Origin of the sequence: Pseudomonas sp. GXM4, from assembly GCF_008923895.1 — a bacterium.
Taxonomy (GTDB): Bacteria; Pseudomonadota; Gammaproteobacteria; order Pseudomonadales; family Pseudomonadaceae; genus Aquipseudomonas; species Aquipseudomonas atacamensis.
Window position 1 is genome coordinate 1 of the sequence record NZ_WBRZ01000180.1, and the last position, 11,694, is coordinate 11,694.

12 protein-coding genes are annotated in these 11,694 nt (G+C 61.3%); 8 read left to right on the plus strand and 4 right to left on the minus strand.

Annotated elements, in window-relative coordinates; translation table 11 throughout:
• Window positions 1-48: 48 nt before the first annotated feature.
• Window positions 49-1,569, minus strand: a complete 1,521-nt coding sequence (locus tag F8N49_RS19710; protein WP_024014465.1) for an aldehyde dehydrogenase family protein — start codon at window positions 1,567-1,569, stop codon at window positions 49-51.
• Window positions 1,570-1,952: 383 nt separating this feature from the next.
• On the opposite strand from F8N49_RS19710, the gene F8N49_RS19720 reads away from it, so the two are divergent.
• The 4 genes from F8N49_RS19720 to F8N49_RS19735 all read left to right on the plus strand — a co-directional run bounded on the left by F8N49_RS19720 (window position 1,953) and on the right by F8N49_RS19735 (window position 6,332).
• Complete coding sequence (locus tag F8N49_RS19720) at window positions 1,953-3,863, plus strand: sigma-54-dependent Fis family transcriptional regulator (protein ID WP_151552211.1); 1,911 nt, start codon at window positions 1,953-1,955, stop codon at window positions 3,861-3,863.
• 198 nt (window positions 3,864-4,061) lie between these two features.
• Entirely contained in the window at window positions 4,062-5,411 is a 1,350-nt protein-coding gene (gene mpl / locus F8N49_RS19725; protein ID WP_016773007.1) for a UDP-N-acetylmuramate:L-alanyl-gamma-D-glutamyl-meso-diaminopimelate ligase, read from the plus strand.
• Window positions 5,408-6,055: a flavin prenyltransferase UbiX gene (ubiX, locus tag F8N49_RS19730; RefSeq protein ID WP_071173708.1), complete on the plus strand. Its 648-nt coding sequence runs from the start codon at window positions 5,408-5,410 to the stop codon at window positions 6,053-6,055. Before mpl ends, ubiX begins: the two co-directional genes overlap by 4 nt.
• The gene (locus F8N49_RS19735; RefSeq protein ID WP_151552213.1) at window positions 6,048-6,332 is read left to right on the plus strand and encodes a YceK/YidQ family lipoprotein; all 285 of its coding nucleotides are present in this window, start codon (window positions 6,048-6,050) and stop codon (window positions 6,330-6,332) included. Before ubiX ends, F8N49_RS19735 begins: the two co-directional genes overlap by 8 nt.
• 130 nt (window positions 6,333-6,462) lie before the next feature.
• On the opposite strand, the gene F8N49_RS19740 is transcribed toward F8N49_RS19735, so the two are convergent.
• From F8N49_RS19740 to F8N49_RS19750, 3 genes are all read right to left on the minus strand, one after another.
• Entirely contained in the window at window positions 6,463-7,104 is a 642-nt protein-coding gene (locus tag F8N49_RS19740; protein ID WP_016773010.1) for an oxidoreductase, read from the minus strand.
• A 27-nt stretch (window positions 7,105-7,131) separates the two neighbouring features.
• Window positions 7,132-8,859, minus strand: coding sequence for a C13 family peptidase (locus F8N49_RS19745; RefSeq protein WP_151552215.1), 1,728 nt, complete (start codon window positions 8,857-8,859; stop codon window positions 7,132-7,134).
• 102 nt (window positions 8,860-8,961) lie between these two features.
• A complete protein-coding gene (locus F8N49_RS19750; RefSeq protein ID WP_016773011.1) occupies window positions 8,962-9,417 on the minus strand; it encodes a MaoC family dehydratase in 456 nt (151 codons plus the stop codon).
• A gap of 194 nt (window positions 9,418-9,611) precedes the next feature.
• On the opposite strand from F8N49_RS19750, the gene F8N49_RS19755 reads away from it, so the two are divergent.
• The 4 genes from F8N49_RS19755 to F8N49_RS19770 all read left to right on the plus strand — a co-directional run bounded on the left by F8N49_RS19755 (window position 9,612) and on the right by F8N49_RS19770 (window position 11,619).
• A complete protein-coding gene (locus F8N49_RS19755) occupies window positions 9,612-9,974 on the plus strand; it encodes a CidA/LrgA family protein (RefSeq protein ID WP_016773012.1) in 363 nt (120 codons plus the stop codon).
• Window positions 9,974-10,690, plus strand: coding sequence for an LrgB family protein (locus F8N49_RS19760; RefSeq protein WP_016773013.1), 717 nt, complete (start codon window positions 9,974-9,976; stop codon window positions 10,688-10,690). Before F8N49_RS19755 ends, F8N49_RS19760 begins: the two co-directional genes overlap by 1 nt.
• 10 nt (window positions 10,691-10,700) lie before the next feature.
• Window positions 10,701-11,291: an LON peptidase substrate-binding domain-containing protein gene (locus tag F8N49_RS19765; protein WP_016773014.1), complete on the plus strand. Its 591-nt coding sequence runs from the start codon at window positions 10,701-10,703 to the stop codon at window positions 11,289-11,291.
• A gap of 112 nt (window positions 11,292-11,403) precedes the next feature.
• On the plus strand, window positions 11,404-11,619 hold the full coding sequence (locus F8N49_RS19770; protein WP_024014458.1) for a hypothetical protein: 216 nt from the start codon (window positions 11,404-11,406) through the stop codon (window positions 11,617-11,619).
• The last annotated feature ends 75 nt before the right edge of the window (window positions 11,620-11,694 follow it).

Here is an 11,694-nt window from a genome sequence, read left to right on the forward strand (position 1 = left end):
CGTTGAGGCATTCCCACGCGGAGCGTGGGAACGATCAGCATTGCAGGATCAGAAGAATCCCAACGGATTGATGTCGTAGCTCACCAGCAGGTTCTTGGTCTGCTGATAATGGTCGAGCATCATTTTGTGGGTTTCACGCCCGACGCCGGACTTCTTGTAACCGCCGAATGCGGCATGCGCCGGATAGAGGTGGTAGCAGTTGGTCCACACGCGACCGGCCTTGATCGCCCGGCCCATGCGGTAGGCGCGGTTGATGTCGCGGGTCCACAGGCCGGCGCCGAGGCCGAACTCGGTGTCGTTGGCAATCGCCAGGGCTTCGGCTTCGTCCTTGAAAGTGGTGATGCTCACCACCGGGCCGAAGATTTCTTCCTGGAACACGCGCATCTTGTTAGTGCCCTTGAGCAGGGTCGGCTGGATGTAATAACCGGTGGCCAGGCTGCCCTCGAGTTTTTCCACCTTGCCGCCGGTCAACAGTTCCGCGCCTTCGCCCTTGGCGATTTCCAGGTACGAGAGGATCTTGTCGAATTGCTGCTCCGACGCTTGGGCGCCGACCATGGTGTCGGTGTCCAGCGGATCGCCACGTTTGATCTGGCTGACTTTCTTCATCACTGCCTGCATGAATTCGTCATAGATCGATTCCTGCACCAGCGCGCGGGAAGGGCAGGTGCACACTTCGCCCTGGTTGAAGAATGCCAGCACCAGACCTTCGGCGGCTTTTTCGATGAAGCTCGGCTCAGCTTGCATGATGTCTTCGAAGAAGATGTTCGGCGACTTGCCGCCCAGTTCGACGGTCGATGGAATAATGTTTTCCGCTGCGCATTTCATGATGTGCGAGCCGACCGGGGTCGAGCCGGTGAAGGCAATCTTGGCGATGCGTTTGCTGGTCGCCAGTGCTTCGCCGGCTTCTTTGCCGAAGCCCTGCACGACGTTGAGCACGCCCGGCGGCAGCAGGTCGCCGATCAGTTCCATCAGCACGCAGATGCCCAGCGGGGTTTGCTCGGCAGGCTTGAGCACCACGCAGTTACCGGCGGCCAGCGCTGGCGCGAGTTTCCACGCGGCCATCAGCAGCGGGAAGTTCCACGGAATGATCTGGCCGACCACGCCCAGCGGTTCATGAATGTGGTAGGCCACGGTGTTACCGTCGATTTCCGCAGCGCTGCCTTCCTGAGCGCGCAGGCAACCGGCGAAATAACGGAAATGGTCAGCGGCCAGGGGGATGTCGGCGTTGAGGGTTTCGCGGATGGCTTTGCCGTTGTCCCAGGTTTCAGTGATCGCCAGCAGTTCGAGGTTTTCTTCGATGCGGTCGGCGATTTTCAGCAGGATCAGTGAGCGCGCCTGCACCGAAGTGGCGCCCCACGCATCGGCGGCGGCGTGGGCAGCATCCAGCGCCTTGTCGATGTCTTCGGCGGTGGAGCGGGGGAATTCGGCAATTGGCTGGCCATTGACTGGCGAGGTATTGGTGAAGTACTGGCCTTTGACCGGCGCGACGAACTCGCCGCCGATGTAGTTGCCGTACTTGCTCTTGAACGAGACTTTGGCGCCGTCAGTACCGGGGTGGGCGTAACGCATGATGATGTTCTCCTTGGCTTTGTACTTATTAGAGAAACGCGCAAGTGCGCTTGCTATAAGCGTAGAGCAAGGGCCGGGCCACTGCCGTGCAGGTCAGGCAAATCAAGGGCTTGGCCGGTTTGTCTCGGACGAATGGAGTGGCGCCGTGACGGTTTCGGTACAGCGCCCGTGACAATTTGTACCGCTTGCGGCACAGCCCGTGACCGGGCGGTCTTGCCAGCATTGCAATGCGCGGGTGGCTGAGGGATCCTCAGCCAACAGCAATCCGGTAGGAGCTGCCGAAGGCTGCGATCTTTTGCTTTTGTTTTTCAAGATCAAAAGATCGCAGCCTGCGGCAGCTCCTACACAGGATTGCGTCGACCTCTCGGGGAGAACAATAAGAAATGCACGACAACCATTTGAGTCGCCATGCCCGCCAGGTTCTCACCGTCACCCAGGGCAAACCGCACGTGCACGGCCCCGGCGCCGATCCGTCGATCGCCCGTTCGTGGCTGCGTTGCCTTGAGGACTATCACCTCGATCCTTCTGTGACCATGGCGCCGACCGTGCTTGAGCATGGCCGAGTACTGGAAAGTCGCGAACGTCTGCAACAAGTGCTGCAAATCGCCGGCACCGAGATGAGCAGCCTGCATCAGCAGCTCTCCGGCGCCGGCCATGCGGTGCTGCTGACTGACGCGCGCGGTGTGATCCTCAACTGCGTCACCGCACCGGCCGAACGGAAGATTTTCGAACGTGCCGGGCTCTGGCTAGGTGCTGACTGGAGCGAAGCCTGCGAAGGCACCAACGGCATCGGTACCTGCCTGGTCGAGCGTCAGGCGCTGACCATTCACCAGGACGAACACTTTCGCGGCCGCCACACCGGGCTGACCTGCTCGGCGAGCCCGGTGTTCGATCCCCATGGTGAATTGCTGGCGGTACTCGATGTCTCTTCGGCGCGGCCGGACGTCTCGCGGCAGAGCCAGTTCCACACCATGGCGCTGGTCAATCTGTCGGCGAAGATGATCGAGAGCTGCTACTTCCTGCGCTGTTTCGATAATCAATGGTTGCTGCGTTTTCATCTGCAGGCCGAGTCCGTTGGCCTGTTCAGTGAAGGGCTGCTGGCGTTTGACGGCGAAGGGCGGATCAGCGCAGTCAACCAGAGCGCGCTGAACCTGCTCGGGCATATTCGCGGTGGTTTGCTCGGTAAACCGGTGGAAGCGTTTTTCGATTGTTCGCTGGATGACCTGCTTGGCCGCGCGAGTGCCAACGCCAGCGCCAGTTGGCCGCTGCGCACCCGTGATGGCCGGCATCTGTTTGCCGTGTTGCGCGGCGAATCGCGCAAGCCGACAGCCATTGTTCCAACGCCAATCACTGCTCCAGCGCCACGCCTGTCCGGCATCTGCCTCGGCGATGAAGCGTTGCAGGCGGAATTTCGCAAAGCCCTGCGCGTGTTCGAGCGCGACGTGCCGCTGTTGATCAACGGCGAAACCGGCTCGGGCAAAGAGGCGTTCGCCAAGGCTGTGCACCAGGCCAGCCAGCGCTGCGGCAATGCCTTCGTCGCACTCAATTGCGCGGCCATTCCGGAAAGCCTGATCGAGAGCGAACTGTTCGGCTATCGCGGCGGCAGCTTCACCGGCGCGCGCAAGGACGGCATGCGCGGCAAGCTGCAACAGGCCGATGGCGGCACCTTGTTCCTCGACGAAATCGGCGACATGCCACTGGCGTTGCAGACGCGCTTGCTGCGTGTGCTGGAAGATCGGCAAGTGGTGCCGATTGGCGGCGAGCCGCAAGCGGTGGACGTGCGCATCATCAGTGCGACGCACCGCAATTTGCTCGAGCGGGTCGAGGACGGCAGTTTCCGTGAAGACCTGTATTACCGCTTGAACGGGCTGGAAGTGGCGTTGCCGGCGTTGCGCGAGCGCAGTGATAAATCGCAGTTGCTGGATTTTCTCCTGGCGGAGGAGGCGGGAGGCGAAACGATTCTGATCGACGAAGCCGCGCGGCAGGCGCTGCTGGCGTTCGATTGGCCGGGCAATGTGCGGCAGTTGCGCAATGTCCTGCGCACCCTGGCGGCGTTGTGTGATGGCGGGCGGGTCGGCGTTGAGGATTTACCGGTGATGATTCGGCAGGCGCGACCGGCGGCTGCGCCTGCGCAGATTGCCGCGCAGCCACTGGATGACGCCGAGCGTGTCGCATTGCTCAATGCGCTTGAGCAGACACGCTGGCATATGAGCCATACCGCTGAACAGCTGGGCGTCAGCCGCAATACGCTGTACAGAAAGCTTCGCAAGCACGGCATCGCCCGCTCCGCCTGACTGACGGGATCGTTCCCACGCTCCGCGTGGTAACGCCTCCCCGGACGCTCCGCGTCCGCTTTGGGAAGCAGAGCGTCCCGTGCTGCATTCCCACGCAGAGCGTGGGAACGATCAGGTCGAACAGGTCCGCCCCTCAGCTAAAGAGTGCCATTTCCCCCTCCCTACGCTAACCTGCGGCCATGTTTTACGAGGTCGACTATGCACATTCATATTCTGGGTATCTGCGGGACTTTCATGGGCTCGATGGCGGTGTTGGCCAAAGAGCTGGGCCATCACGTCACCGGCTCCGACGCCAACGTCTATCCGCCGATGAGCACACAGCTCGAGGCCCAGGGCATTCAGCTGACGCAGGGTTATGACCCGGCGCAGCTCGATCCGGCGCCGGATCTGGTGGTGATCGGCAATGCCATGTCCCGTGGCAACCCGGCGGTGGAATATGTGCTGAACAAAGGCCTGCCGTACGTCTCCGGCCCGCAGTGGCTGGCTGACCATGTGCTGCAAGGGCGCTGGGTGCTGGCCGTGGCCGGTACGCACGGCAAGACCACCACCAGCAGCATGCTCGCTTGGGTGCTGGAGCATGCCGGCATGAGCCCGGGTTTCCTCATCGGCGGCGTACCGCAGAATTTTTCGGTATCGGCGCGCCTGGGCGGTACACCGTTCTTTGTCATCGAGGCTGATGAATACGACAGCGCGTTCTTCGACAAGCGCTCGAAGTTCGTCCACTACCGTCCGCGCACCGCGATCCTGAATAACCTTGAATTCGATCACGCCGACATCTTCCCTGATCTGCCGGCCATCGAACGTCAGTTCCACCACTTGGTGCGCACCATCCCGAGCGAAGGTCTGGTCATCCACCCGACCACCGAGCCAGCGTTGCAGCGCGTGATCGAGATGGGTTGCTGGACCCCGGTGCAAACCACCGGCGCCGGCGGTCAGTGGCAGGTCAAGCTGCTCAGCGAGGACGGCTCGGCGTTCGAAGTGATGTTCGAAGGCGTGTCCCAGGGCACCGTCGAGTGGGAATTGACCGGTCAACACAACGTCGCCAACGCCCTGGCTGCTCTGGCCGCCGCGCGTCATGTTGGCGTGGTGCCGTCCATGGGCATCGCCGGGTTGAGCGCGTTCAAGAACGTCAAACGACGCATGGAGAAAGTCGCCGAGGTGCGCGGCATCACCATTTACGACGACTTTGCCCATCACCCGACCGCCATCGCTACCACCCTCGACGGCCTGCGCAAACGCATCGGCGACGCGCCGCTGATTGCGATCATCGAGCCGCGCTCCAATTCGATGAAGCTCGGCGCCCACCGTGACGGTCTGCCGGACAGCGTGGTCGATGCCGATCAAGTGATCTGGTATGCCCCGGCCAACCTCGGCTGGGACCTTGGCGCGACCGCTGCCCTGTGCACCGTGCCGTCAATCGTCAGCGATTCGCTGGAAGGCATCATCGAACGCGTGAAGAGCCAGGCGCAGCCCGGCACGCACGTGGTGATCATGAGCAACGGCGGCTTCGGCGGCCTGCACGGCAAGCTCGCCGAGGCACTGCAATGAACAGTTTTTCCCAGGCCGGTGGCCCGGAACGCATCACCCTGGCGATGACCGGTGCTTCGGGCGCGCAGTACGGTTTGCGCCTGCTCGATTGCCTGGTGCGCGAGGATCGCGAAGTGCACTTCCTGATCTCCAAGGCTGCGCAACTGGTAATGGCCACCGAGACCGACGTGTCCCTGCCGAACAAACCGCAGATGATGCAGGCCTTTCTGACCGAATACACCGGCGCCGCTGCCGGGCAGATTCGCGTGTATGGCAAGGAAGACTGGATGTCGCCGGTAGCCTCCGGCTCCGGCGCGCCGGCAGCCATGGTGGTGGTGCCGTGTTCGACCGGCACGCTGTCGGCGATTGCCACCGGCGCCTGCAACAACCTGATCGAGCGCGCGGCGGACGTCACCCTGAAAGAGCGCCGTCAGTTGATTCTGGTGCCGCGCGAGGCGCCGTACTCGAGCATTCATCTGGAGCACATGCTCAAGCTGTCGAATCTGGGCGTGACGATTCTGCCGGCCTCGCCGGGCTTCTATCACCAGCCGCAGACCATCGATGACCTGATCGACTTCGTTGTGGCGCGGATCCTCAATCTGCTCGGCATCCCGCAGGACATGCTGCCGCGTTGGGGCGAGCATCACCTGAGCAGCGATGAATAAGCTGCTGGTGCTTGTGCTGGCGCTGCAATTGGCTGGATGCGCTACCGTGCGCACGCTGGATGCAGCCAAACCCGGCGCACCGGTGGTGTACGCCGGGACGCGGCTGGATTTGTATGCGTTGAACGGCGGCTGCTGTGCGATGGACCGGTTCGGTGCCGAACCGCCGAGCTATCCGGGCGTGGACCTGCCGGCCAGTGCGTTGCTCGATACGCTGTTGTTGCCGTTGTCGTTGCTCACCGTGATTGGCGTAGGTTTTCAAGCGACTGGTGGATTGTAGCGACTGATCGTTCCCACGCTCTGCGTGGTAACGCATCCTGTGACGCTCCGCGTCACGCTTTTTAGGACGCAGAGCGTCCATGGCTGCATTCCCACGCAGAGCGTGGGAACGATCATCATGGGTGGATGGATTATTTGCCGAGCTTCCTCAGTTCATCCGATTCGATCACCCGCACGCCATCCTGTTCTTCCAGCGCCAGGCGCCACATCGCTCGCGCCAACTGGCACGCTTCGATGCCGTGGTATTTGCCCGGAATCAGCTTCGACAACGGCCCGGCGAGTTGCTCGACCAGACGCGGTTCGGTGCGTTCGCCGAGTAACAGCGAAGGTCGGCAGATGGTCAGCTGCGGCCAGTTCTGCGCGCGCAGGGCCTGTTCCATTTCACCCTTGACCCGGTTGTAGAACACCGAGGAATTCGGATCGGCGCCAATCGCACTGATCACGATCAGGTGCCGTGCGCCCATCTCCCGGGCGCGCTTGGCAAACGCCACGACCATGTCCAGATCCACCGCGCGAAAGGCTTCTTCGGAACCTGCCTGTTTGATCGTCGTGCCGAGGCAGCAGTAGGCGATATCGACCCGGCCACTGAGCTGCGGCAGAAACGCCTGCGGGTCGCCGACCGGGTTTTCCAGATGCGGATGCTCGGCCAGCGGCCGGCGTGAAGGGGCGAGGACACGGGTAATCGTTGGCTCGTTGAGCAAACGGTCGAGCAGATGTTCACCGGTCAGTCCGGTGGCTCCGGCAAGCAATACGTGCTGAGGCGTCAAGTACATAGTGTCTCTCCCTTGATACTGTTCAGCTTAGTTGCCTTTTTTCGCCGCGTCGTTCAATGCGCTGCTGTGCAAAGCTTTGCGTGCTTGCTGTTTTCGTAGCAGTTGCCAGTGCGACAGCACGGTTTTCGGTGCCCAGATCTGCGGCTCCGAGGCTTCGAAGCCGTCGGCCAGCTCACGTTCGGCAACGGTCGCCTTGGCCAGTTTGAATGCCTGCTCAAGGTCGTCAGTCTGGTTCAGTGCCTGGGCAAACAGCGCATCGCCGAAATAAGTGAAGTTGGCTTCTTCCGAGCAACCGAACGACACCCGATCGGCGCGCGAGGCGGTCATGATCAGCGTGCGTTCGTCTTTCAGCGCCGGGATGAAACCGCCGGAATAGCACGAGGAAATCACGATGACCTTGTCGCGATGCTTCAGCGGCGCGAGCACGGCGGCGAGTTCATCGGCCGGCAGATCGGCCAGTTCCATGCGCGGCTGATCGAGCACCAGTTCATGCTCGGCGGTGCCGTGGCTGGTCAGATAAATGAACAGCAGATCTTCCGGCCCGCTGCGTTCGGCAAGGGCTTGCGCGGCGCGGCGCAGATTTTCGCGGGTGGCCATCGGCCGGTCGCCGAGATGATCGCGATGATTGACCAGACGGATCTGGCCGAAGGCGCCGAAGCGCGTGTTGAGCATGTTGGCGACGTAGTCTGATTCACGCAGGAACACGCTTTGCTTGCCGTCGCCGCCAAGGGTCAGGGTGTACAACTCGACTGCCGGAGTCGAAGCGGGAATCGCCGCCAGTGCGTCCTTCAGCAACCGGCCTTGGGCGAGCAAACCGAGTTCGAGGGTGTCGGGGAGCAATTTGCCGTCGGCGTCGCGCACGCGTTGGCCGTTGATCCAGGTGCCACTGAGCACGCTGCCATCGGTCAGCACCAGAGTGCCGCGTCCTGAATAGCTGTCGTTGTCGAAGCCGCCGATGTAGAAGCTGCCATCGGCGAGGTTCAAACGGCCCTGGCCGGTGAAGCGCCAGTCATTGAACACACCGATGTAATGGCTGCCATCCGCGCCGATCAATTCGCCCTTGCCGGTCAGCGCGCCTTCCTTGAACTGGCCGAGCCAGACGTCGCCGTCGGCGTTCTCGTAGCGGCCCTTGCCGTGCAGTTGATTGTTCTTGAAACCGCCGACGTAGATATCGCCGTCGGCGCTATTGTAGGTGCCGTTGCCTTCCAGTTGGCCGTTGACGAAATGCCCGCTGAACGAATTGCCGCTGGCATCGCCGCGCTGGCCTTCGCCGTTGGGTTTGCCGTGGGCGAACTGGCCTTGATAGGAGCTGCCGTCGTCCATTTCCAGTCGGCCGAGGCCGGAATACTGGTCAGCCTTGAACTCGCCGCGATAGGTCATGCCGTTTTCTTTCAGCGTGCCTTCGCCATCGCGCCGGCCCTGCTTGAAGCCACCGGTGTAACTGCTGGCATTGGTGCTCAGGCTGCCCTGACCATCAAACAGCCCTTGCTGGAACTGGCCGCGATAGACCTCGCCGTTGCTGCCATGCCATTCGCCCTGCCCGTGCCACTGACCCTTGTCGAACTCCCCGGCGTACCAGCTGCCGTTGGGGTAGTCGACGCGGCCCTGACCTTGCAGCAAGCCGTCGACCAAGTCACCGCGATAGCGTCCGCCATCGGGCAGGCGCGCATCCGGCGGCAACAGCGATTCGCCGTCGCCGCAAGCGGTGAGGATCAGGGTCAGGGCAAGGGGTGCAAGTCGAGCGATTGAGCGCATAGCGGGATCCGGGCAATTAGGCGACCGAGTATGCCGCAGCTATGCGTCGCATATATACAGACGTGACGCGAAACAGCGTGCGCTGCTTCGCATCCGGGATGATCAGACGAAGCAGAGTGACAGCGGCTCGGCGATGTAGGCCGGTTTGTCCGAGCCTTCTATCTCCAGTGTCGCGGTAGCCTTGAGCAACCACTGGCCGGGTTTTTTCTCGGTGACTTCGACCATGTCGACCTTCAGTCGGACTTTCGAGTTGACCTTGACCGGCTGGATGAAACGCACGCTGTCCAGGCCATAGTTGACGACCATCTTCACGCCTTCGGGCAGCACGAGGATGTCTTCCATCAGTTTTGGCATCAGCGACAGCGACAGGAAACCATGGGCAATCGTGCTGCCAAACGGCGTTTGCGCAGCCTTGACCGGATCGACGTGAATGAACTGAAAATCACCGGTGGCTTCGGCGAACAGGTTGATGCGCTCCTGATCGATGGTGAGCCATTCGGAACGTCCAAGTTCCTTGCCGACATAATCTTTGAGCTCTGCAACGGGAACATAGGGCATTGAGACTCTCCTTGGGTTCATCGGTTTTATAGTTTTTCAGGGGGCGGATTTGACCGGCCTGCGAACCACTGTAGATCATCATGGCGATTTGCTCAGGTCAACCGACCATGCTTTTGGCGAATGCCGGTCCATAGCGCCGGCATGCTTATAATGCCGAGCCCCTGCTGGCTGAAAATGTAAGACGGAGATGTCGGATGTTGTTACGTGGCCTGACCCTGCTGGTGCTGTTCCAATTGCTTGGCACCGCGCTCAATCATTTGCTGTTGCCGATATTGCCGGGGCCGATCATCGGGCTGCTGCTGTTGCTGGTGTTCCTGATCATTCGCGGTGAAGTCGGCGAGCCGTTGAATCAGGCAGCGGGCAGTCTGCTGCGTTATCTACCGTTGCTGCTGGTGCCGCCGGCAGTGGGCGTGATGGTGTATGCCACGGCGATTGCTGCGGATTTCTGGGCGATTGTCGGCGCGCTGGTGGTCTCGCTGATTCTGTCGATGGCCTTTGCCGGCGTGCTCATGCAGCGGCTGGTCAAACGTCACGCGCCGCCGGCGGAGGAGTCCTGATGCTGTTTGACTGGCAAGGCGCGTGGGCGTCGGTGATTCATCATCCGCTGTTCGGCATTGGCATCACCCTCGGCGCCTATCAACTGGTGCTGGCGGCGTTCGAGAAAACCCGCTGGATCTTTCTGCAACCGGTGCTGGTCTCCATGTTGTTGGTGATCGGTGTGCTGGTCGGCTGCGGCCTGACTTACGCGGAGTACCGCAAGAGCACCGAGATCCTCAGCATTCTGCTGGGGCCGGCCACGGTGGCGCTGGCGGTGCCGCTCTATTTGAATCTGCGGCGCATCCGCCAATTGTTCTGGCCGATTTTTACTACGCTGGTGATAGGCGGGGTGGTCGCAACGGGCATGGGTGTGGCGCTGGGCTGGTGGTTCGGTGCCGATCACATGATCCTGATGACCATGGCGCCGAAATCGGTGACCTCGCCGATCGCCATGCTGGTCGCCGAGCAGATCGGCGGCGTGGCGGCGCTGGCCGCGGTGTTCGTGCTGATCACCGGGGTGATTGGCGCGATCTTCGGCCCGGCGCTGCTGACCCGCCTCGGCGTGCACAGCCCCGAAGCGCGCGGCATGGCGCTGGGCATGACCGCGCATGCGGTCGGCACGGCGGTGGCGATGCAGGAAAACGACGAGTGCGGCGCGTTCGCCGCGCTGGCAATGAGTCTGATGGGCGTGGCCACGGCGGTGTTCCTGCCGTTGGCGGTGTCGATGGTGGTGTAAGGATATGTCTATGAGTCTGCCGCTTTTCCCGCTGAACACGGTGCTGTTCCCCGGCTGCAACCTCGATCTGCAGATCTTCGAGGCGCGCTACCTCGACATGATCGGCCGCTGCATGAAGCAGGGCGTCGGTTTCGGTGTGGTGTGCATCCTTGAGGGCAGCGAAGTCGGTGTGGCACCAGAAGGTTTCGCAATGGTCGGTTGCGAGGCGCGGATCACCGATTTCGAGCAACAGGACAACGGCTTGCTCGGCATTCGCGTGCAAGGCGGACGGCGCTTCACTGTGCTGCGCACCGAAGTGCAGCGCGATCAACTGATTCTGGCCGACGTCGAGTGGCTCGATGACGAGCCCGAGCAACCGTTGCAGGACGAGGACGCCGACCTGGTCGCGCTGCTCAAGGCGCTGGCCGAACACCCGATGGTCGAGGCGTTGAACATGGGCACCGAAGCCGCCGGGCAACAGGCGCTGGCCAATCAGCTTGCCTATCTGTTGCCTTTTGCCGAAGAGGACAAGATCGATCTGCTGCAACTCGACGACCCACAGCAACGGCTGGATGCGATCCAGGCATTACTCGATGAACTGCAGGGCGAACTGTTCGCCTAGTTTCACTTTGAATCAACTCAAGCTGCCTGCCAGTATTGTTTCGCTTTTGTCTTTGTCTTAATTTCAAGTTGCTCGCAGGATGCGAACAACTTGAAAACAACAAGGATAAATCATGACTTTATATGAAGATGAACGGGCATTCTGGGACGATATTGCTGGCAAGTATATCTTGAAGCATGCCGGTACTGATCATAACGCTGGCCACGTCATTGAGGCGGCAGCGATTTATGCGGATCGCATGGTAATGGCCCGGCGGAAACGAAAAACCGAAAACATTCCGGATGGCGATGTTCTGCGAATGTCGGCAACAGCCACAGTCGCTATCTGATCCTTTTCCTTTTTCAACTTTTCTGTCGCTGTCTTGAACATGACAGCAGAGTGTTTACCAATGGGTAGTTCTATG

Excerpts from the sequence above, each read along its gene's own strand:
- F8N49_RS19770 (WP_024014458.1), top strand. The coding sequence starts at position 11,404 with ATGACTTTATATGAAGATGAACGGGCATTCTGGGACGATATTGCTGGC.
- ubiX (WP_071173708.1), top strand. The coding sequence starts at position 5,408 with ATGAACAGTTTTTCCCAGGCCGGTGGCCCGGAACGCATCACCCTGGCG.
- F8N49_RS19755 (WP_016773012.1), top strand. The coding sequence starts at position 9,612 with ATGTTGTTACGTGGCCTGACCCTGCTGGTGCTGTTCCAATTGCTTGGC.
- F8N49_RS19720 (WP_151552211.1), top strand. The coding sequence starts at position 1,953 with ATGCACGACAACCATTTGAGTCGCCATGCCCGCCAGGTTCTCACCGTC.
- F8N49_RS19750 (WP_016773011.1), bottom strand. The coding sequence starts at position 9,417 with ATGCCCTATGTTCCCGTTGCAGAGCTCAAAGATTATGTCGGCAAGGAA.
- F8N49_RS19745 (WP_151552215.1), bottom strand. The coding sequence starts at position 8,859 with ATGCGCTCAATCGCTCGACTTGCACCCCTTGCCCTGACCCTGATCCTC.
- F8N49_RS19740 (WP_016773010.1), bottom strand. The coding sequence starts at position 7,104 with ATGTACTTGACGCCTCAGCACGTATTGCTTGCCGGAGCCACCGGACTG.
- mpl (WP_016773007.1), top strand. The coding sequence starts at position 4,062 with ATGCACATTCATATTCTGGGTATCTGCGGGACTTTCATGGGCTCGATG.
- F8N49_RS19765 (WP_016773014.1), top strand. The coding sequence starts at position 10,701 with ATGAGTCTGCCGCTTTTCCCGCTGAACACGGTGCTGTTCCCCGGCTGC.
- F8N49_RS19735 (WP_151552213.1), top strand. The coding sequence starts at position 6,048 with ATGAATAAGCTGCTGGTGCTTGTGCTGGCGCTGCAATTGGCTGGATGC.
- F8N49_RS19710 (WP_024014465.1), bottom strand. The coding sequence starts at position 1,569 with ATGCGTTACGCCCACCCCGGTACTGACGGCGCCAAAGTCTCGTTCAAG.
- F8N49_RS19760 (WP_016773013.1), top strand. The coding sequence starts at position 9,974 with ATGCTGTTTGACTGGCAAGGCGCGTGGGCGTCGGTGATTCATCATCCG.